This window comes from Bacillus sp. FJAT-42376, from assembly GCF_003816055.1.
Taxonomy (GTDB): Bacteria; Bacillota; Bacilli; order Bacillales; family Bacillaceae; genus Metabacillus_B.
The window spans coordinates 3,809,371-3,829,214 of the sequence record NZ_CP033906.1 but is presented as its reverse complement, the minus strand read 5'-3'; the positions used below and the strand labels follow the sequence as shown (position 1 = coordinate 3,829,214).

The following is a 19,844-nucleotide window of genomic DNA, read 5'->3' as shown; positions in this document are numbered from 1 at the left end:
TATAGGCCGTGAGAGAACTCTTCTCACGGCTTTTTTGCGCGCTTTCCTATTTAATAGACATCTGCATCATTGGATGACGGCAAAAGCTGATTTAGAGCATGCGTTTGCTGTTAACTTATTTTGGGAAAAGATAGGGAGCTATAATAAATTCAAACTATTCGAACAACAGGAGGTAATCTATGAAACTGGCTACTAAAATTATTATTGGTTTAATCGCAGGTGGAATTGTCGGAATTATCTTGAATATTACATCCCCCGAATTGTTCAAGCAGCTGGATCTGTATCTTTTTACTCCGCTTGGCAAAATCTTTCTTAATTTAATCAATATGCTCGTCGTGCCAATCGTCTTTTTCTCTATTACATTAGGAGTGGCCGGATTGGGTGACCCGAAAAAGCTGGGAAGAATCGGGGGTAAGACCATTGCTTATTTCCTGTCTACTACTGCGATCGCAATCGTTATCGGTCTTGTACTTGCATTGGTTATTCAGCCGGGAAATGTGGGAGAGTTTAATACACAAAACGCTGAGTATAAGGCAGAGAAGGCTCCTTCTGTAGCTGATACCCTGCTAAACATTTTCCCTAAGAACCCGATTGAGGCCATGGCAAGCGGTGATATGCTTCAAATTATTGCTTTCTCCGTCTTTGTAGGATTTGGAATTGCCATGCTTGGCGAAAAAACGGCTGCTCTAAAGAAAGTGCTGGAGCAGGGAAATGATTTAATGATGTACCTTGTAGGCATTGTTATGAAGTTCGCTCCATACGGAACATTCGGATTAATTGCGACTGCAGTTGGAAGCCAGGGGTTTGATGCAATTAAAGCGATGGGGCTATATTTCATCGTTGTCGTCCTGGCCCTTGTCATTCATGCGTTCCTCACGTATGGCTCAAGCATTATGTTTTTAGCTAAAAAGAGTCCGATTTGGTTCTTTAAGGGATTCTCTCCGGCTATGACCGTTGGATTTAGTACTTCGAGCAGTAATGCGACTCTGCCGGTGTCAATGGAGACAGCGCAAAAAAATCTGGGGGTTCCGAAACAGATCAGCGGCTTTGTCCAGCCGCTTGGCGCAACAATTAATATGGATGGCACAGCGATTATGCAAGGGGTAGCCACTGTATTTATTGCCCAGGTATACGGGCAAAACCTTACCCTCACCCAGCTGCTGACCGTTGTGCTCACAGCCGTGCTTGCGAGTATTGGGACAGCAGGTGTTCCGGGAGTAGGTTTGATTATGCTTGCTCTTGTTTTAAACTCAGTCAACTTGCCGGTAGAGGGAATTGCCCTGATTCTTGGGATCGACCGTCTTTTGGATATGGCACGTACAACCGTTAACATTACTGGTGATGCTGCTTGTGCTGTTATTGTAGCCGAGTCCGAGAAAAAGAATGGAAGCCTGCCTCCAGATCAAAAAATGGCAGGAAGTATGTAATAGATAGTGAAAATGCCTGCAGTTTAATCCGCTGCAGGCACTTTTATTTTGGTTTTAAAGTTTCGCAATAAATGGTTGAATACTTGTCTGCTAACGACGTATAGTAGACTATAGGTCGTTGAGGACAAAGGAGTTCGTTATGAAAGATTTCATTTTTACGATATTGCAGGCATTGGCTGATTTAGGTTATTTCGGAATTGCTATTGGATTAATGATTGAAATCATCCCCAGTGAAATTGTTCTTGGATATGGAGGATATTTAATTTCATTGGATCGAATAGGATTTGCAGGTGCACTGGCAGCGGGCGTAATTGGCGGAACGCTTGCTCAGCTTTTTCTGTACTGGCTTGGCTATTATGGAGGGCGGCCGCTTCTCGAGAAATACGGAAAGTATCTTTTGATTAAGAAAAAGCATCTTGATTTATCTGAACAGTGGTTTGAGAAATATGGAACAGGGGTTATTTTTTCAGCGCGCTTTATTCCCGTTGTAAGGCATGCTATTTCTATTCCTGCAGGGATTGCTAAAATGCCGGCATGGAAGTTTACCCTTTTTACTGTCGCCGCTATTATTCCATGGACAGTCCTTTTTCTCTATCTTGGAATACAGCTCGGCAGCAACTGGATGCACATCAAAGAAGTTGCCCAGCCTTATATGATTCCGCTCATCATCATTTTCATTCTGGTGATAGCAGTTTATCTCTTCGCGAAGAGTTCAAAGAAAAGGAAAACGGTTTAGAGGCTGAGACATAACTAAAATTGTTGTCCTTATAACCGAATATTTCTTTTGAAAAAGCACTGTTAAACTTGGCTGTTGATTTCCGCAGCAGTCGTTCGCTTTCCGCGGGGCGGGCGGTGAGCCTCCTCCTGGCTTCGCCACTGCGGGGTCTCACCTGTCCCGCTGCTCCCGCAGGAGTTTCACGCCTTCCGCTCCAATCAACAGGTGTTAAAAATCAATAACATGCTTTAACTTAGTCTTTTAATAAACATGAAAAACAGTAAAACCGAACGATTACGAAGCTCTATACAAGAGTTTCAAATTATAGTTCGGTTTTTTTATTAGCCGTAAACCATTTGTCCCAGCCTCTTTTTTTCGTTGTAAATGAAAGATAAATGAAGATAATTAGAGCCTGGTTAAGTATTTATAGGGTTAAGGAGTGTAAACAGGGGAAAATAACAGGAGAAGGGCAAAAAAACTTCTTTTTTCCTCTTTACTATAAACCGCAACAGGAGTAAGATACATCCGTAATCACGTAAATAAAATGGAATGTTTCAAAACCTATATCGCTTAATTCTTATGGAAGCGGGGGATCCATGATGATGTGAAGGCACTTGCCTTCACTTGGGGTGAATTCTTTTATTAGAAGGGGCTACTTCGGCGCCCTAACCCGACAGCTAACCTCGTAAGCGTATTGGAGAGGCTCATGAAACTTGTGTTGAGATCAGGCACAGGGAGATTCCTCTGTGTTTTTTTGTGCTTCCTGATTTTTTCCTGATTTCGACCTGTTGCGGAAAGTCTGTAATCAGCTGCCGCAGCCGATACATACTAACCTGATTAATCTTCTTAGAGGGAGTCTTCATCTGTGAGTAAACAATTTGCCGTTTTCGGTTTAGGGCGTTTTGGCGGAAGCCTGGTAAAAGAATTTTATAGTCTGGGGAGAGAAGTTCTCGCTGTTGATCAAAATTCAGCGAGGGTTCAAGAATACTCTGAATATGCAACCCACTCTGTTCAAGCCAATTCTATGGATGAGGAAGCCCTCAAACAGCTTGGCGTCCGGAATGTGGACCATGCTTTCGTATCCCTTGGAGACGATATCGAGGGCAGTATCTTAACCTCTCTTCTTTTGAAAGAACTTGGCATCAAAGAGGTTTGGACAAAAGCTCAAAACGATTACCATCAGCGTGTGCTGGACAAAATCGGAGTAAACCGGGTCATTCATCCGGAAAGAGATATGGCAAAGAGGATTGCCCGCCATATCAGTTCGGAAAAAATGATTGATTACATTGAGTTATCTAAAAAACATAGCATGGCCGAATTGGTCGCCACAGCTAAAATCAATCGGAAAACATTAATGGATTTGAATACACGCGCAAAATTCGGCTGCAGCATTGTAGGCATTCAGCGAAATGATGACCTGATTGTTTCTCCACACCCGGAAGAAATGGTGGTCAAAGGTGATATTTTATTTGTTATTGGGAAAAACAAAGAGATCTCCCGGTTTGAGGAGGAAGGAATGTAGCGAATGAATATGCCGAAAGTTATCAAGCTTAAACCGTCACAGCTGCTTGTCCTGACATTTGCTATTGGCATTATAGCGGGAACATGTCTGTTAAAGCTGCCGATTTCCACAACGAATGGAATTTCCTGGGTGGATTCGCTATTTGTCACAACGTCCGCAATGACGGTAACAGGGCTCTCATCCGTCGATCCAAGTCAAGCTTTTACGATGTTCGGCCAAACGGTTATTGCCCTGTTAATTCAGCTTGGAGGACTTGGAATTATGTCCTTCGCTGTCCTCATTTATTTGATGCTCGGCAGAAAAGTCGGAATTAAAGACCGGATTGTGATGCAGCAGGCATTAAATCAAACGAATATTGGCGGAGTAATCAGGCTCGTTAAATATATGTTTATATTCGCATTCGGAATTGAGCTTTTTGCCATGATTTTCTTATCTTTTGTCTGGGTTCCTGAGTTTGGCTGGGGGAAAGGACTGTTTTATAGCTTCTTTCACGCAATTTCAGCCTTTAACAATGCAGGATTCGGGCTTTTTTCTAATAATTTAATGGACTATGTGGGAAATCCCATTGTAAATATCGTCATCAGCTTGCTTTTCATCATTGGAGGAATCGGATTCACGGTTTTGGTCGATATATGGCAGAAGAAAAAATTTAAAAAATTCAGTCTGCATACCAAAATTATGCTGGTCGCCACGCTCATTATTAACCTTGTATCCATGCTGATTCTCTTTGTCCTGGAGTATGGAAACCCCGGTACGTTAGGGGGACTTTCTTTAGGGGATAAATTATGGGCATCCTGGTTCCAGGCTGTTTCACCGCGTACGGCGGGGTTCAATACTCTTGATATCGGTGCCATGCATGAAGCATCGCTTTTCTACATTATTATTTTAATGTTTATCGGTGCCGGGAGTGCTTCAACAGGAGGGGGGATCAAGCTTACGACAGCGATGGTCATCCTTTTGGCAACCCTCACGTTTTTAAAAGGAAAAAAAGAGATTAACCTCGGCAGAAGGGCCCTTGACAGCGGCTACATTGTGAGAGCTTTATCCATCTCCATCGTATCGATTTTGTTTATAATAGGAGCCGTTTTTCTAATGACAATCACCGAAAATGAATCTTTTTTGGAAATCCTTTTTGAAGTCGTATCAGCTTTCGGCACTGTAGGGCTTTCTATGGGCGTTACAGCAAAATTTACAGCGTTTGGGAAAATTGTTCTCGTCTTCATCATGTTTCTTGGAAAACTAGGCCCGCTCACTCTCATTTACTCTCTTGCCACTCCATCCGGAAAACAAATGGTACGGTACCCGAAAGAGGATATATTAACAGGGTAATATTCTTGGCTGTTGATTTCCGCTTCAGTCGTGCGCTTATCCTTAGGCGGGTGGTGAACCTCCTCCTGGCTTCGCCACTGTGGGGTCTCACCTTTCAACTTCTCCCGCAGAAGTCTCACGCCTTCCGCTCCAGTCAACAGGTGATAAATATCAACACTGGGCACTAATATAGTCTAAAAAACATTGTTAAACTTGGCTGTTGATTTCCGATTCAGGCGTTCGCTTATCATTGGGCGGGTGGTGAACCTCCTCCTGGCTTCGCCACTGCGGGGTCTCACCGGACAGTTTAATCTGAATGAAGAAAAAATGCAGTCGTCCGGCCGGATAGAGAGGGACCGGATTTAGCAATCAGCCAGGCCAGTTTTATTTGCAGTTATAAACAAAAGAAGGGCCTGGAAACGGCCCTTCTTTTATGCTCAATTTTACAGCTGGGATAGGATCATGGAGCAGAGAACACCTAAAGAAGTAATCATCCCGACAATGGGACCTCCTTCTTCATAGGCCTCCGGCATCATGGTGGATGCGACCATTGCAATGATTCCTCCGGCTGCAAATGCCCCTATTGAAGCAGTGAAAGCAGGGGAGGCATTCTGGAGAAGTGAGTAGCCGAGAAGAGAACTGATGGTTGCCAGCAGGACCACAGTAAACCACATAAACAAAATTTTCTTTTTGGAATACCCATCCTTCACTAGTCCTGTTGTACTGGATAAACCTTCAGGAAAGTTACTGATGAAAACCGCGATAACCATCAAGACGCTCACAGAACCCTGCTGAAGAATGCTTACACCGATAATGACAGATTCAGGAACGGCATCAATGATGGTTCCGATAAAAATAGAGACGCCTGAATGATTTTCAGGGTTTTCTTTTGATCTCTTCCGCTGATGGCCGCCTTTTCTAGCAATCATGACTTCACAGATCGTAAACAGCAGAGCGCCTCCAAGAAAACCAATTGCTGTACCGAGTATTCCGCCGCCGTCTAAAGATTCTTCCAATAAATCAAATGATGCAGCTCCTATTAATACTCCTGTTCCAAATGACATAATCCAGCCAACCATTCTCGCCGGAATACGCTGCAGCAATCCAAGCAGCGCGCCAATCAGGATGGAAGATCCTGCAAAAGCTCCCCATAAAGCTGCCTGCCCCATATTTTCACCTGCCGTTTCTTCACGTTTCTATTTTATCCTTACCCTATGGAGAAACACTGTATTCCTTCTAAAAGAAAAAAGCCGAAGGAAGGCTCCTTCAGCTTGGTTTTTATTTTTGAACGATGTATTTTTCAACTTCATCGAGCATCTTATTGGCAGCCATAACGCCGCCTGCTGTGTTCCAAATGGCATCATCCACTTTATAAACTTTATTGTTTTTCACAGCGTTAAGGTTTTGCCATAAAGGATCTTTCGTAAATTCTTCTTCTGTTTTCACTGCCTCTGTATCTCCTGGTGGAGCATAAGTGAAGTAGAAGATCATGTCTCCATCCATTTGAGGAATGGCTTCTTTCCCAACTTCTCTCATGAATTGATCTTTTTGGTCTGCAGCAAACAATTTATCTGTTCCTTCCGGATGCTTAATCCCAAGCTGTTTAAAGATAACCCCTGAGAATGAATCATCGTAATACACACGGGTTTTACCGGCCATAAAACGGACAACGGAAACTTTTTGTGAAAGCTTGTCCCCGGCTTGTTCTTTAATCGAGTCAATTCTCTTATCAAAATCACCAATGACTTTTTTTCCTTCTTCTTCACGGTCTAATGCTTTTGAATAGAGGGAAAAGTTTTCTTTCCAGTCGCCGCGCAGCGTTTCAGAAAATACCGTTGGAGCGATTGCGTTTAATTTTTCGTAGACCGCTTCCTGGCGCATTTTGTTCCCTATAATCAAATCAGGCTTAAGGGCAGCAATCGCTTCTAAATTGACTTCGCTCTCTGTACCCACTGTTTTTACGTCTTTCATGTCTTTCTTAATATGGTCATACCATGGATCACCGAGCCAAGATTGAACAGCTCCGACAGGCTTAACTCCCATTGCCAGTACCGCTTCCGTTCCCTCATTTGTTAGCACGACTACCCGTTCAGGCTTTTTCGGAATTTTTGCTTCGCCCATCGCATGCTTTATTTGATAAGCCTCTTCCGGATTTGCCTCTTCCTTTTTAGTTTCCGTTTTGCCGCCGCATGCCGCGAGCAGAAGGGTAAGGCTAAGGAGCAAGGCGGCTGCGCTTAACCATGACTTCTTATATGTATTTCTCATTCTATTGACCCCCATTTGATAATGATTTTCAATTACATTAAAATAATAAGGCGGATTTGTATGCGATGTCAACACTAATTGAAAATGATTTTCAAATTCATTTGCATTTGATACAATAATGACAGACTGAAAAAGTCAAAACTTGATGATTTCAAACGGAGAAAATATATGGTAGTTAAGTCTGGTACAAAAAAATTCATTCTATTAATAGGGCTGTTTCTAATCCTTCTCGCTGTCATGAGTGCAAGTGTCGTGTATGGATATGCCCAGACAAACTGGAATGCTGCTTATAAAGCTTTCACGGATTTTGACGGCTCCAATGAGCACATTATTTTAACAACCGTCAGACTCCCCAGAGCACTTATTGCTGCGCTGGTAGGAGCAAGCCTGGCTATGGCTGGAGTCATTATGCAGGCACTCACTAAAAACCCGCTCGCCTCCCCGGGAGTGTTCGGGATCAATGCCGGGGCAGGATTTTTTGTAGTAATAGCTGTATCGGTCTTTAGTATATCATCCCTGCAGGCGTTTACGTGGCTGTCGTTTCTCGGCGCCGCTGCAGCTGCTTTTGCGGTGTACTTTATCGGTTCGATGGGGCGGGAGGGACTAACCCCTGTCAAACTGACTTTGGCCGGTGCTGCGATGGCCGCGCTTTTCAGTTCACTGACCCAGGGCTTGCTCGTTGTAAATGAAGCCGCTCTTGACCAGGTTCTGTTTTGGCTTGCCGGTTCCATACAAGGAAGAAAGCTTGATTCCCTAGCTGCCGTGTTGCCTTACCTTGCTGCAGCTTTTATCATATGCGGTTTTCTTGCCGGGAAAATTAATGTACTCACAATGGGAGAAGATGTGGCAAAGGGACTCGGACAGAAAACAGGCATGGTCAAGATATTTGCCGCTGTCGCAGTCATCCTGCTTGCCGGCGGTGCAGTTGCTGTATCAGGACCCATTGGCTTTATCGGAATTGTTATCCCGCATCTTGCCCGCTTTTTGATCGGAAATGATCACCGCTGGATCTTGCCATATTCTGCAGTGCTTGGAGGCATTTTGCTGACGGTCTCTGATATAGCTGCCCGGTATGTGGTTATGCCCGAAGAAGTGCCTGTCGGGGTTATGACCGCTCTGATTGGAACCCCCTTCTTCATTTACATTGCCAGAAAGGGGTTTGACCGGGTATGAAGACACACTGGACAGTTCGACTTGGAAAATCCATCTCTTTTCTGATAGATAAAAAGGCGTTCAAAGTTTCTTTAGTTCTTGCAGCCCTTCTGCTGATTGCGTTTTTCATCAGCACCGGTGCAGGGGAAGTCATGATGAATCCTCTTGAAGTGATCCAAACCTTGACGGGATTTGGTTCGGAAATGAATCGGCTTATTATCTCTTCCTTCAGGATGCCGAGAATTTTAATCGCCATTCTGGTAGGAGTGTGCCTTGCTGTAGCCGGAGGAATTTTACAGGGGATCATCAGAAATCCGCTGGCATCCCCTGATATTATTGGAATAACAGGCGGGGCTTCATTTGCTGTTGTAACCTTTCTTGCTCTTTTCAGCGATAAAAATAATGCGCTGACGGTAAGCATTCAGTGGATGCCGGCTGCGGCTTTTGCCGGAGCGGTAACAGTAGGTTTTATCGTCTATGCGCTATCCTGGAAAGGCGGTTCTTCATCGTTTAGACTGGTTCTTGTAGGAATCGGGTTTTCAATGCTTGCACAGTCTATGACGACCATGATGATGATTAAAGGACCGATTTACCGTGCTTCCCAAGCGAATACATGGATTACCGGTACTGTTTACGGAGCAACGTGGGAGCAAGTGAAAATCATGTTTCCGATTACGGCTGTACTGCTTATTATTACCGTTGTGGCAATCCGGATCATTAACCTCCAAGGCTTGGGAGATGAACTTGGTACAGGAGCCGGCAGCGCCGTACAGAGAAACAGAATGCTGCTCCTTCTATTAAGTACAGCACTGACGGGCGTATCAGTAGCTTTTGCAGGAGGAATCGGCTTTGTCGGATTAATGGCTCCTCATATTGCACGGAGACTTGTCGGTTCATCCTACGGTGCAATGCTTCCTGTATCGGCACTGGCCGGTGCCATTCTTGTACTGATTGCTGACCTGATCGGAAGAACGGTATTTTCACCGCTTGAGGTTCCTGCAGGTGTATTTACTGCAGCAATCGGGGCGCCGTATTTTATTTACCTGCTGTATAAAACGAGAAATACGTAAATAGAAACAACAGGCTCGAATTTGAAAAGGAGCGAGATATGATGAGTGCAATTGAAACGAAATCCCTGACGCTTTCGTACGGGGATTCCATTATTATAGATGAATTGGATCTGACTCTTCCAAAAGGTGAAATTACCGTTTTTATTGGAAGCAACGGCTGCGGAAAATCGACCTTGCTCCGTTCACTTGCGAGACTCTTGAAACCAAGCCAGGGCTCTGTGCTTTTAGAGGGCGGCTCTATAGCAAAGCTGCCGACAAAAGAAGTAGCCAAAAAGCTTGCGATCCTTCCCCAGGGACCTGCGGCACCGGAAGGACTGTCTGTTCTTCAATTGGTCAAACAGGGACGCTATCCCTACCAAAATTGGCTGAGCCAGTGGTCAAAGGAAGATGAAGAGGCGGTCTACAGGGCCCTGGAATCAACAGGAATGCTGGATTTTGCAGACCGTCCTGTAGACTCATTGTCCGGAGGTCAGCGCCAGCGTGCATGGATTGCCATGACGCTTGCACAGGATACGGAAATTATTTTGCTGGATGAGCCTACGACTTATCTTGACATGACTCATCAAATAGAGATTCTTGATTTGCTTTTTGAGCTGAACGAACGTGAAAACCGCACAATTGTTATGGTTCTCCATGACCTGAATTTGGCGTGCCGGTATGCACATCATCTTGTTGCCATCAAAGACCGGAAGATCCATGATCAGGGAAAACCGGAAGAAGTAATCAGCTGCAGTCTTGTTCAGGACGTGTTCCAGATGAATTGCGAGGTCACTGTTGACCCGCTTTTCGGCACACCACTGTGCATCCCTCATGGCAGGGGACGCTGTATTCTGAAAGAAGTGAGCATGAAAAATGGCTAAATTCCTGGAATCAGAATTGGCAGAACTTGAAAAATTCCGTCTGGGAAGGAAGCGGTGGTCATCGGCTCTTTCTATTGAAGTGGAAGATCTGCTGGCTCCTGAATCCTTAAAAACGTATCTGGACAAAGTGAAACCAAAGATTGAAGCTCCTGACCGGAAGACAGCTGCGTCCATGCTTTTGAAGCGTTATGGTTTTCTGGCAGCTTTAACGCTGTATTCCATGACGGTCTTTAATAAGGTTCCTAACGTGAGACCCGACAATTTATCCCTGGAAACGGATGACCAGGATCCATTATGGCTTCCATCCTTTCATTTTCATGATTTGGAAGCGTCCGTGCCGGGAGAAACTGAGAGCAGGGAAGAGTGGAGAAGCTCAGTCATCCAACAGCTTTTCGCAGAAAACATTTATCCGCTCATCAAAACAGCAAGCAGAAATACAAGTATTTCTAAATGGATTCTTTGGGAGAACGTCTGCATCTATGTTAAGTGGATGTATGAGACCCTTCTAGCATCCGTCCCTACAGGATTAAATAAAGACCAGATCGAAAACGACTTTCAATTTACAGTGGCGGAAGCAGAGGGGTCCCTCTTTGGAGATTACAACCAAAATCCATTGAAGCGATATGATGGACAAATGGCCATTCAGCCCGAGACAGGGCAGGAAATCAGAATGAGACGCACATGCTGTCTGTTTTATTTAACATCGGATCGCGGAGCCCGCTGCAAAACTTGTCCCGTTAAATGTGTTAAACCACCTAAAGGATACGGGGGATAACGATGGATAAAACGTTTAAAGATCAATTTGACGGCCTGTTTGAAAAGTACTGCGAGCTGCTCGTTGGGTCATCTGCGTCAGACCAGCAGGAAAAAATACAAATGTGGGCACTTTATACCCACATGGCCAAAACGATGCCAAATCTGCTGAGACACTGGAACGCAGAATACCCTGAGTTTAAGAACGCGATGAAACAAGTGAGCACTGAAGTCAAAGAAATGAACGAACAGCACCGTGAAAATAGCCAAAAGAAAAAAGACGACTAAGCACCGGCAGAATTTAAGCCAGGTGCTTTTTTGATTTTGAAGAGGTGCAGACTGCTGGAGTCATTTATTGGAGAAAGCCGGGTGGATGAATGGGGTGGATGAATGACGTAAACGCAGAAAAAATCTTAAGCACCTTAAGGAAATGTTTGGGATTTCAGAAAAATCAGGTGAATAACATTTAGATTAACTAATCAAAGGGTAAATGAACCGGGGATTTTGGATGAAAAAGAGAAGTCTGCCGTTTTATGATGAATTTATGTTAGTTTATGATGAAATTTTTTGATTTATGATGACTTTTGCTATGCTTATGATGAATTTTTTAGATTTATGATGAAATTTTGAATTTTATGCTGAAACCGGCTCACGAGGACTAATCAGGATGAGCCGGCAGGTTTATCATTACATGTTTTAAAGAATAAGCGCCTTGTGATACATGAGCAAGCGCCCTCCGCTTTTCGCAGTGTCCAGCTCCGGCGGCTAGCCGTTCGGCCGCTTCGCTGGCCCTGACAAAGTCAAAGAGCGACTTTGTCAGTTCCAGCTCCACCGTCTCTCACGGCTGAGCAAGCCGCCTCCGCTTTTCTCAGTGTCCAGCTCCGGCGGCTAGCCGTTCGGCCGCTTCGCTGGCCCTGTCAAAGTCAAAGGCGACTTTGTCAGTTCCAGCTCCACCGTCTCTCACGGCTGAGCAAGCCGCCTCCGCTTTTAGCAGTGTCCAGCTCCGGCGGCTAGCCGTTCGGCCGCTTCGCTGGCCCTGACAAAGTCAAAGAGCGACTTTGTCAGTTCCAGCTCCACCGTCTCTCAGCGCTGAGCAAGCGCCATCCGCTTTTCTTTATTGCGGCATGCCGTTGTAGGGGGATTGCTGTTGGGCGTAGTTTGAGAATTGCTGATAGGTTTGCTGCATTTTCTGCGCTTGTTCAGCTTCAACTTTGTACCAGCCGTTTTTAAACATTAAATTATACAGATGTCTTTGGCAGTCCTGGGTTTCGTTGAAGATGGACTGGATATCTTTATATAAACTTTCGTGGCTCATTTCATTCATGGCCGTGCAGTAGGCATCAGTCACGTATTTTTCCGTTGCCAGCATATCATTCACGAAGTCGCGTTCATTCATCTGAGGTGTTTTTGGAACTTGGGTTTCCTGATTGCCGATTTTACTGGATGGCTGATTTTGGTTCATCATTACAATCTCCTTTGCATCATTTATTGAAGCGGCTGCCGGGACTGAACCTGCTGAGGCTGAAGATGGCTTAAGACGGTTTGATAATGGCGGTTATGCATTTGTCCCGCTTTTTCCAATTCCATTTTCAGCTCCTGATTTTGGCAGGCCTGCGCAAAAAAATGAGCTTTTTTCATGGCCAAAAGGTTCCAGGAAAGCATATCCTGTAAGTAAAGATGGTCTTTAGTTGAAATAACTTCCGGGGGCTGCGGCATAACATTTTGCTGATTCTGCATGGGCTGCTGCTGCATGGTTATTTTCCTCCCTCATATAAACATTTCGTCTTTATTCTTCCTCTGAAAACGTTCTTCTTATACATCTGACATCAACCGACATCTTTGGATAAAAAATGATATTCAAATAGTCAGAAAGATGATAAAATACTTATAATTAAAGGCGCTTTTATATATAGATACTTTTGCTGCGTGATTCACCGCATTTTATTTTTTGAATATAATGTATGCGGTTACAGGAGGATTGAATATGGAACAAGTGATGCGGAATTTTTTCCTGTTTTTGTCCAAAAACAGAGGGCTTACAAAAGTGGCAAAAAGGTATGGGCTGAAATTCGGAGCCTCCCGTTTTGTCGCAGGTGAAACGATTGAGCTGGCAGCAGAGGCAATTCGCCAATTAAACAATAAAGGCCTGGATGTAACGATTGATTATCTGGGCGAATTTGTCGATAATGCTGCTGAAGCCAATGAAATGGCAGATAACTCGATCAAAGCGATTGAAGCAATTGGAAAGGAAAGGCTTCAATCCCAGCTGTCTTTAAAAATGACTTCTATGGGCCTTGATATTTCTGATGCCCTTGTTATGAATAACATGCGGAGAATTCTTGAAGCAGCGAAAAAAAATAACGTATTTGTCACAATTGATATGGAGGATTACTCAAGATGCGGCAAAACGATTGAGATTTTCAAAAAGCTCCGCGAAGAGTATGATAACATTGGTACCGTCATTCAGGCGTACCTGTACAGGACAGAAGAAGATATCAATGATCTGAATAAATACAGTCCCAACCTGAGGCTGGTTAAGGGAGCTTATAAAGAGTCTCCGCAGGTAGCTTTCCCGGATAAAAACGATGTGGATGATAACTTTAAAAAAATAATTAAAACACATCTTCTTAATGGCAATTACACAGCAGTTGCGACACATGATGAAGCCATCATTGAGTATACAAAGCAGCTAGTCGAGGAGCACAATATTCCCCTTGATCAATTTGAATTCCAGATGCTGTTTGGAATCCGTCCAGAAAGACAGCTGGAACTTGTAAACGAAGGATACAAAATGCGTGTGTATGTACCGTACGGGAATGACTGGTATGGCTATTTTATGAGAAGACTTGCTGAAAGGCCTGCCAATGTAGCCTTTGTTCTTAAAGGAGTAATAAAAAAATAAAAAACCGGATCCTCCATGCACCGTGCAAGAGGATCCTTTTCTTAAGATTCGCCCATATTCTGTTTTTTATATTGCTGATTGGTACTGGAGTGCTTGCCGCCTCCATCATGTTCATTCACCGGACCGGCGTTTCCTTTTACACTGGCTGCGCTCACTCCGGCTTTAGACGGGTCTTTTTTTAACTTTGCCATTTTCTTCACCTCCCTTGTCTTAGCGTTCCTCTTTGAAAAGAGAAAAAATCATAATAATTCCATCAAATGTATTGAAGAAATTTTCTAAATCTTTTATATTAATAGTGGGAATAAAATTTTTTGGGCAAAAAATGAATGAGCATTCATTCAAACAAGGGGGAAAACTTATGGTCCAGCAAATTAATAAAGCTGCGGTGCTTGGATCCGGCGTCATGGGGTCGGGAATTGCAGCACACTTAGCAAACATCGGGATCCCTGTATTGCTATTGGATATTGTACCTAAAGAGCTAACAGGGGATGAACAGAAGAAAGGGCTGACGCTAGACGATCTGGCTGTAAGAAATCGTTTATCAGCTGTTTCCATTCAAAAACTCTTAAAACAAAAACCTGCACCGTTAACATCCAAGAAAAATCTGGCTTTAATCGAAGCAGGAAACTTTGAAGACCATATGGAGCGTTTATCGGAAGCGGATTGGATTATAGAAGTAGTTGTAGAAAATCTTGAAGTGAAGAAAAAAGTTTTTGCACAAGTAGAGCAGTACCGCAAGAAAGGAAGCATTGTAAGCTCCAATACATCCGGTATTTCAATTGAAGCGATGGCGTCGGATTGTTCAGAGGAATTCCGAAAGCACTTCCTAGGAACGCACTTTTTTAATCCTCCGCGCTACTTGAAATTACTTGAAGTGATCCCTACGAAAGATACAGACGACCAGGTTTTAGCTTTTATGAAACAGTTTGGGGAGGATGTTCTCGGTAAAGGCGTCGTTACTGCAAAGGATACGCCGAACTTTATCGGAAACAGAATCGGGACATATGGGCTGCTTGTTACACTTAAGGAAATGCTTGATAAAGGATATAGCGTAGGTGAAGTGGACTCCGTTACGGGACCTTTGATCGGACGGCCAAAAAGCGCGACTTTCCGCACACTGGATGTAGTGGGATTAGATACGTTTGTCCACGTTGCGAATAATGTTTATGAAAACGTAGAAGAAAAGGAGAAGGAAGTTTTCAACGTACCTTCTTTCATGAAGCAGATGCTTGATAATGGCTGGCTCGGAGCTAAGACAGGGCAAGGTTTCTTTAAAAAAGAAGGAAAAGAAATTCTTGAGCTTAATCCTTCAACTATGGAGTACGGAGCAAGAAAAAAACTAAGTGCCCCGTCGATAGAAATGGCAAAACAGGCAAAAGGTTCAGCAAAATTGAAAGCGCTTATATATGCGGACGACAGGGCTGGGCAGCTTCTATGGGGAATCACAGCACCGACTCTTGTCTATTCTGCAAAGCTTCTTGGTGAAATTGCGGACGATATTGTTTCGATTGATCAGGCTATGAAATGGGGATTCGGCTGGGATAAGGGACCATTCGAGTTATGGGATGCAATTGGCCTTGAAAAATCGGCAGCCAGATTAAAAGAAGAAGGATATGAGCTTCCTTCATGGATTCAGGAAATGATTGAGAAGGGCCATTCCTCTTTTTACATTGAAGAAAACGGAGTCCGCTTTTTCTACAGCAGCGGAGAATACCGCCGCATCGAAAGAAGTGAAAAAGCCATTCAGCTTAAATCGTTAAAAGAAGCCAACGGTGTCATTAAGAAAAACAGCGGGGCAAGCCTGATTGATCTTGGGGACGGAGTAGCGCTCCTTGAGTTTCATTCCCAGAGCAATGCAATCGGGATGGATATCATCCAAATGATTAACTATGCGATTGATGAAGTCTCTCTGAATTTCAAGGGCCTTGTTATTGGAAACCAGGGCAAGAATTTCTGTGTCGGAGCGAATCTTGCCATGATCCTGATGGAGGCGCAGGATGATAATTATTTTGAAATCGACATGGTTATCCGCCATTTTCAGCAGGCTATGCAAAAAATCAAGTACAGTTCAAAACCCGTGGTGGCAGCTCCATTCGGCATGACGCTCGGCGGAGGAGCAGAGATCTGCCTGCCTGCTGCCAGAATTCAGGCTTCAAGCGAGACCTACATGGGGCTTGTGGAAGCAGGAGTAGGCCTTATTCCTGGCGGAGGAGGCAACAAAGAGCTTTATATCAAACATTTAAACAGCATCCCTAAAGGTCTGGACTTTGACCTTCAAAATGTAGCCAATAAAGTATTTGAAACGGTTGCTATGGCTAAGGTATCTACTTCCGCAGCGGAAGCAAGAGATTCACAATTCCTTGATGCACTGGATGGAATCAGCATGAATGGTGACCATCTTCTCCATGATGCGAAACGGGTTGTGCTCCAGCTCCATGAGAATGGCTACCGTCCTCCTGCAAAAGAAAAAATTCCGGTTGTAGGGGAAACCGGCTATGCAACGCTGCTTCTTGCAGCTCAAACCATGCATCTCTCTGGCTTCATTTCTGAGCATGACTTGAAAATCGCGAAGAAACTCGCTTTTGTTATTGCCGGAGGAAAAGTTTCATTTGGCACAAAAGTCGATGAACAATATCTGCTTGATCTTGAAAGAGAGGCATTCCTGAGTCTCGTTTCTGAAGGTAAATCACAGCAGCGCATGCAGCACATGCTTGTAAAAGGAAAACCGTTACGTAACTAAGGAGGGATACAAGATGAGAGAAGCGGTCATTGTTGCAGGTGCAAGAACACCTGTAGGAAGAGCGAAAAAAGGAACATTGGCAAGCGTGCGCCCTGATGATCTGGGAGCACTTGCTGTAAAAGAAACATTAAAGCGTGCGGGCAATTATGAAGGCAATATTGATGACTTGATTATCGGCTGTGCAATGCCTGAAGCTGAGCAGGGATTGAATATGGCAAGAAATATCGGAGCGCTGGCAGGTTTGCCGCATACCGTTCCTGCGGTTACGATCAACCGTTATTGTTCTTCCGGACTTCAGACGATTGCCTATGCTGCAGAAAAAATTATGCTTGGACATTCCGATACGATTATAGCAGGCGGAGCGGAATCGATGAGTCTCGTGCCAATGATGGGACATACACTTCGTCCAAATGCAAGGCTTGCAGAAGAAGCGCCTGAATATTACATGGGAATGGGACATACAGCAGAACAAGTGGCCCAGAAATACGGAGTCAGCCGTGAAGATCAGGATGCATTTGCGGTAAGAAGCCATCAGAGAGCTGCAGCTGCTATAGAAGCAGGGAAATTTGATGATGAAATCGTACCGGTCGAGGTTACGCTTCGTTCTGTAGGAGCTGACAACAAGCTGAAAGAAAAGTCCATCTTATTTTCCAGAGATGAAGGAGTACGACCGGGAACAACGCAGGATGTCCTTGCCAAACTCCGTCCTGTATTTAATGTGAGAGGATCCGTAACCGCAGGAAATTCCTCTCAAACGAGCGATGGTGCAGCCGCTGTCATGGTGATGGATCGTGAAAAAGCGGATGCACTTGGACTTGCGCCTATGGTGAAATTCAGATCCTTCGCTGTTGCGGGAGTACCGCCGGAAGTAATGGGAATCGGTCCGGTTGCCGCAATTCCGAAAGCACTAAAGCTTGCCGGACTGACTGTTGGAGATGTGGGATTATTTGAATTAAATGAAGCCTTTGCTTCCCAGTCTCTTCAGGTGATCCGTGAGCTTGGATTAGATGAAGAAAAGGTGAACGTGAACGGAGGAGCCATTGCAATCGGTCATCCGCTTGGATGTACAGGCGCAAAGCTTACGCTGTCCCTTATTCATGAAATGAAACGCAGAAATGAGCAGTTTGGTGTTGTAACTATGTGCATCGGCGGCGGTATGGGTGCTGCAGGCGTATTCGAACTAGTTTAATAGAATAATAAAATGGAGGGTTCAAAATGGCTAAATCATTGGAAACCGTAACTAAGGGCGGAAGCTTTTTAATTGAGGATGCATCCTTTGACCGTGTATTCACACCGGAGGATTTCACGGAAGAGCATAAAATGATTGCAAAAACGACGGAGGATTTTGTCGTAAATGATGTACTTCCACAGCTTGAAGACATTGAAAAACATGAATTTGATAAATCCGTTAAGCTTTTAAAGCAAGCAGGAGAACTGGGACTGCTAGGTGCGGACGTACCTGAAGAATACGGCGGACTTGGTCTTGATAAAATCAGCTCTGCTCTTATCACAGAGAAATTCTCCCGTGCAGGAAGCTTCGCGCTTTCCTTCGGAGCTCACGTAGGAATTGGGTCTCTGCCAATCGTTCTTTTCGGTAATGAAGAACAGAAAAAACAGTATCTTCCTGACTTAGCCGTTGGTGAGAGACTTGCTGCATATGCTTTGACAGAGCCTGGTTCCGGTTCAGATGCACTTGGAGCAAGAACAACTGCAAAACTGAATGCAGAAGGTACTCATTATGTATTGAATGGTGAAAAACAATGGATTACGAATTCTGCTTTTGCTGATGTGTTTGTTGTGTATGCAAAAGTTGACGGTGAACATTTCTCCGCGTTCATCGTTGAAAAAGAATTTCCGGGAGTTTCAACTGGGCCTGAAGAGAAGAAAATGGGAATCAAAGGTTCTTCTACACGTACACTGATCCTTGAAGATGCCATGGTGCCAAAGGAAAACCTTCTTGGAGAGCTTGGAAAGGGCCATGTAATCGCCTTTAACATTCTGAATATTGGCCGCTATAAGCTTGCTGTTGGGACAATTGGCGGCTCAAAAAGGGTCATCGACGTTTCCGTTCAATACGCGAACCAGCGCCAGCAGTTTAAGACACCAATTTCAAAATTCTCGCTCATTCAAGAGAAGCTTGCGAACATGGCTTCCAAAACATACGCTATGGAAAGCTCTGTATACCGTACGGTAGGTCTTTTTGAAGAGAGAATGAGCTTGCTTTCAGAAGAGGAGACAAAGGACGGCCGCGCTGTTGCTGCCTCAATTGCTGAATATGCGATTGAGTGTTCATTAAATAAAGTTTTGGGATCTGAAACACTTGATTATGTAGCGGATGAAGGAGTACAAATTCACGGCGGCTATGGTTTCATGCAGGAATATGAAGTGGAAAGAGCATACCGTGATTCCCGTATTAACCGGATTTTTGAAGGAACGAATGAAATTAACCGTCTCCTTGTACCGGGTACATTCCTTCGAAAAGCAATGAAAGGCGAACTTCCTCTTCTGCAAAAAGCACAGGCTCTTCAGGAAGAGCTAATGATGCTTATGCCGGAAGAAGTAGGAGAAGGCACACTTGAACAAGAAAAGCATTTGCTTAAAAATGCAAAGAAAATCGGTATTATGATTGCTGGTTTGGCTGCACAGAAATACGGTAAAGAATTACAAAAGGAACAAGAGGTTCTTGTGAATATCGCGGATATTGTGAGCAATATTTACGCAATGGAGTCAGCGATTCTGCGTACGGAGAAAGCAATCGCTGCTACAGGAGAGTCTAAAAACAGCCAAAAGCTTCTCTATACACAAGTATACTGCCAAGAGGCGTTTAACGAAATCGAAGCACATGCCAAGGAATCCCTGATCGCTATCGAAACGGGCGATTCACTTCGCATGATGATTTCCGCATTGCGCAAATTTACACGCTATACTCCAATTAACGTTATTGCAAAGAAACGTGAAATTGCGGCTGCAATCATTGATGCAAACCGCTATGTAAATTAAATATAATTTAATTAGAGCATGCAGGCCGGCCTGCATGCTCTTGCTGATTTTAAAACCCATTGCTGAAGATGCGTAAAGGGATTGAAAATGCAGCGTCTTTTCTTTTAAAAATGCTCCTCCTTGCAAACGA

Annotated in this window: 18 protein-coding genes and 1 riboswitch; of the genes, 13 read left to right on the top strand and 5 right to left on the bottom strand. The window is 44.2% G+C overall.

The genetic code is table 11. The features are described 5' to 3' along the window. The first annotated feature begins 179 nt into the window (after positions 1-179). The 4 genes from CEF21_RS19305 (at position 180) to CEF21_RS19290 (ending at position 4,993) form a co-directional block, all read left to right on the top strand. Positions 180-1,427 carry a dicarboxylate/amino acid:cation symporter gene (locus CEF21_RS19305; protein WP_123919198.1) on the top strand — a complete coding sequence of 416 codons (1,248 nt, stop codon included), beginning with the start codon at positions 180-182 and terminating at the stop codon, positions 1,425-1,427. A 139-nt stretch (positions 1,428-1,566) separates the two neighbouring features. After that, positions 1,567-2,163: an undecaprenyl phosphate transporter UptA gene (gene uptA, locus CEF21_RS19300; RefSeq protein WP_123919196.1), complete on the top strand. Its 597-nt coding sequence runs from the start codon at positions 1,567-1,569 to the stop codon at positions 2,161-2,163. 536 nt (positions 2,164-2,699) lie between these two features. Next, positions 2,700-2,849: riboswitch (cyclic di-AMP (ydaO/yuaA leader) on the top strand. A 158-nt stretch (positions 2,850-3,007) separates the two neighbouring features. Beyond that, positions 3,008-3,664 carry a potassium channel family protein gene (locus CEF21_RS19295; protein ID WP_123919194.1) on the top strand — a complete coding sequence of 219 codons (657 nt, stop codon included), beginning with the start codon at positions 3,008-3,010 and terminating at the stop codon, positions 3,662-3,664. 3 nt (positions 3,665-3,667) lie between these two features. Beyond that, positions 3,668-4,993, top strand: coding sequence for a TrkH family potassium uptake protein (locus tag CEF21_RS19290; protein WP_481747606.1), 1,326 nt, complete (start codon positions 3,668-3,670; stop codon positions 4,991-4,993). A 422-nt stretch (positions 4,994-5,415) separates the two neighbouring features. Here CEF21_RS19290 and CEF21_RS19285 read toward each other — a convergent pair whose 3' ends face one another. Both CEF21_RS19285 and CEF21_RS19280 read right to left on the bottom strand, forming a co-directional pair. Continuing rightward, positions 5,416-6,141, bottom strand: a complete 726-nt coding sequence (locus CEF21_RS19285; RefSeq protein ID WP_123919192.1) for a ZIP family metal transporter — start codon at positions 6,139-6,141, stop codon at positions 5,416-5,418. A gap of 109 nt (positions 6,142-6,250) precedes the next feature. Beyond that, a complete protein-coding gene (locus CEF21_RS19280; protein WP_123919190.1) occupies positions 6,251-7,237 on the bottom strand; it encodes an ABC transporter substrate-binding protein in 987 nt (328 codons plus the stop codon). 168 nt (positions 7,238-7,405) lie between these two features. Here CEF21_RS19280 and CEF21_RS19275 point away from each other — a divergent pair, with 168 nt between their 5' ends. Genes CEF21_RS19275 through CEF21_RS19255 form a run of 5 tightly spaced genes read left to right on the top strand, consistent with a single transcriptional unit; the run spans position 7,406 to position 11,360 of the window. Next, a complete protein-coding gene (locus tag CEF21_RS19275) occupies positions 7,406-8,410 on the top strand; it encodes a FecCD family ABC transporter permease (RefSeq protein WP_123919188.1) in 1,005 nt (334 codons plus the stop codon). After that, the gene (locus CEF21_RS19270) at positions 8,407-9,459 is read left to right on the top strand and encodes a FecCD family ABC transporter permease (protein ID WP_123919186.1); all 1,053 of its coding nucleotides are present in this window, start codon (positions 8,407-8,409) and stop codon (positions 9,457-9,459) included. The genes CEF21_RS19275 and CEF21_RS19270 overlap by 4 nt, the downstream gene beginning before the upstream one ends. A 41-nt stretch (positions 9,460-9,500) precedes the next feature. Then, positions 9,501-10,319: an ABC transporter ATP-binding protein gene (locus CEF21_RS19265; RefSeq protein ID WP_123920423.1), complete on the top strand. Its 819-nt coding sequence runs from the start codon at positions 9,501-9,503 to the stop codon at positions 10,317-10,319. Further along, positions 10,312-11,094: an IucA/IucC family C-terminal-domain containing protein gene (locus CEF21_RS19260; RefSeq protein WP_123920421.1), complete on the top strand. Its 783-nt coding sequence runs from the start codon at positions 10,312-10,314 to the stop codon at positions 11,092-11,094. The genes CEF21_RS19265 and CEF21_RS19260 overlap by 8 nt, the downstream gene beginning before the upstream one ends. Positions 11,095-11,096: 2 nt before the next feature. Then, entirely contained in the window at positions 11,097-11,360 is a 264-nt protein-coding gene (locus tag CEF21_RS19255) for a DUF2573 family protein (protein WP_123919184.1), read from the top strand. Between the two features lie 826 nt (positions 11,361-12,186). Here CEF21_RS19255 and CEF21_RS19250 read toward each other — a convergent pair. Together CEF21_RS19250 and CEF21_RS19245 are read right to left on the bottom strand one after the other, a co-directional pair. Next, positions 12,187-12,534 (bottom strand): spore coat protein, encoded by a 348-nt coding sequence (locus CEF21_RS19250; protein ID WP_123920419.1) that lies wholly within the window; start codon positions 12,532-12,534, stop codon positions 12,187-12,189. Positions 12,535-12,557: 23 nt separating this feature from the next. Continuing rightward, positions 12,558-12,824, bottom strand: a complete 267-nt coding sequence (locus CEF21_RS19245; protein ID WP_123919182.1) for a hypothetical protein — start codon at positions 12,822-12,824, stop codon at positions 12,558-12,560. A gap of 232 nt (positions 12,825-13,056) precedes the next feature. On the opposite strand from CEF21_RS19245, the gene CEF21_RS19240 reads away from it, so the two are divergent. Next, a complete protein-coding gene (locus CEF21_RS19240) occupies positions 13,057-13,974 on the top strand; it encodes a proline dehydrogenase family protein (RefSeq protein WP_123919180.1) in 918 nt (305 codons plus the stop codon). 41 nt (positions 13,975-14,015) lie between these two features. On the opposite strand, the gene CEF21_RS19235 is transcribed toward CEF21_RS19240, so the two are convergent. Then, positions 14,016-14,165 carry a YuzL family protein gene (locus CEF21_RS19235; protein ID WP_123919178.1) on the bottom strand — a complete coding sequence of 50 codons (150 nt, stop codon included), beginning with the start codon at positions 14,163-14,165 and terminating at the stop codon, positions 14,016-14,018. A gap of 167 nt (positions 14,166-14,332) precedes the next feature. Here CEF21_RS19235 and CEF21_RS19230 point away from each other — a divergent pair, with 167 nt between their 5' ends. From CEF21_RS19230 to CEF21_RS19220, 3 genes are read left to right on the top strand one after another with little or no spacing between them, the layout of a single operon-like run. Beyond that, on the top strand, positions 14,333-16,714 hold the full coding sequence (locus CEF21_RS19230) for a 3-hydroxyacyl-CoA dehydrogenase/enoyl-CoA hydratase family protein (protein ID WP_123919176.1): 2,382 nt from the start codon (positions 14,333-14,335) through the stop codon (positions 16,712-16,714). Between the two features lie 13 nt (positions 16,715-16,727). Next, positions 16,728-17,903 carry an acetyl-CoA C-acetyltransferase gene (locus CEF21_RS19225; protein WP_123919174.1) on the top strand — a complete coding sequence of 392 codons (1,176 nt, stop codon included), beginning with the start codon at positions 16,728-16,730 and terminating at the stop codon, positions 17,901-17,903. A 26-nt stretch (positions 17,904-17,929) separates the two neighbouring features. After that, the gene (locus CEF21_RS19220; protein ID WP_123919172.1) at positions 17,930-19,714 is read left to right on the top strand and encodes an acyl-CoA dehydrogenase family protein; all 1,785 of its coding nucleotides are present in this window, start codon (positions 17,930-17,932) and stop codon (positions 19,712-19,714) included. Positions 19,715-19,844: the final 130 nt, after the last annotated feature.

Excerpts from the sequence above, each read along its gene's own strand:
- CEF21_RS19305 (WP_123919198.1), top strand. The coding sequence starts at position 180 with ATGAAACTGGCTACTAAAATTATTATTGGTTTAATCGCAGGTGGAATT.
- uptA (WP_123919196.1), top strand. The coding sequence starts at position 1,567 with ATGAAAGATTTCATTTTTACGATATTGCAGGCATTGGCTGATTTAGGT.
- CEF21_RS19290 (WP_481747606.1), top strand. The coding sequence starts at position 3,668 with ATGAATATGCCGAAAGTTATCAAGCTTAAACCGTCACAGCTGCTTGTC.
- CEF21_RS19285 (WP_123919192.1), bottom strand. The coding sequence starts at position 6,141 with ATGGGGCAGGCAGCTTTATGGGGAGCTTTTGCAGGATCTTCCATCCTG.
- CEF21_RS19280 (WP_123919190.1), bottom strand. The coding sequence starts at position 7,237 with ATGAGAAATACATATAAGAAGTCATGGTTAAGCGCAGCCGCCTTGCTC.
- CEF21_RS19275 (WP_123919188.1), top strand. The coding sequence starts at position 7,406 with ATGGTAGTTAAGTCTGGTACAAAAAAATTCATTCTATTAATAGGGCTG.
- CEF21_RS19270 (WP_123919186.1), top strand. The coding sequence starts at position 8,407 with ATGAAGACACACTGGACAGTTCGACTTGGAAAATCCATCTCTTTTCTG.
- CEF21_RS19265 (WP_123920423.1), top strand. The coding sequence starts at position 9,501 with ATGAGTGCAATTGAAACGAAATCCCTGACGCTTTCGTACGGGGATTCC.
- CEF21_RS19260 (WP_123920421.1), top strand. The coding sequence starts at position 10,312 with ATGGCTAAATTCCTGGAATCAGAATTGGCAGAACTTGAAAAATTCCGT.
- CEF21_RS19255 (WP_123919184.1), top strand. The coding sequence starts at position 11,097 with ATGGATAAAACGTTTAAAGATCAATTTGACGGCCTGTTTGAAAAGTAC.
- CEF21_RS19250 (WP_123920419.1), bottom strand. The coding sequence starts at position 12,534 with ATGAACCAAAATCAGCCATCCAGTAAAATCGGCAATCAGGAAACCCAA.
- CEF21_RS19245 (WP_123919182.1), bottom strand. The coding sequence starts at position 12,824 with ATGCAGCAGCAGCCCATGCAGAATCAGCAAAATGTTATGCCGCAGCCC.
- CEF21_RS19240 (WP_123919180.1), top strand. The coding sequence starts at position 13,057 with ATGGAACAAGTGATGCGGAATTTTTTCCTGTTTTTGTCCAAAAACAGA.
- CEF21_RS19235 (WP_123919178.1), bottom strand. The coding sequence starts at position 14,165 with ATGGCAAAGTTAAAAAAAGACCCGTCTAAAGCCGGAGTGAGCGCAGCC.
- CEF21_RS19230 (WP_123919176.1), top strand. The coding sequence starts at position 14,333 with ATGGTCCAGCAAATTAATAAAGCTGCGGTGCTTGGATCCGGCGTCATG.
- CEF21_RS19225 (WP_123919174.1), top strand. The coding sequence starts at position 16,728 with ATGAGAGAAGCGGTCATTGTTGCAGGTGCAAGAACACCTGTAGGAAGA.
- CEF21_RS19220 (WP_123919172.1), top strand. The coding sequence starts at position 17,930 with ATGGCTAAATCATTGGAAACCGTAACTAAGGGCGGAAGCTTTTTAATT.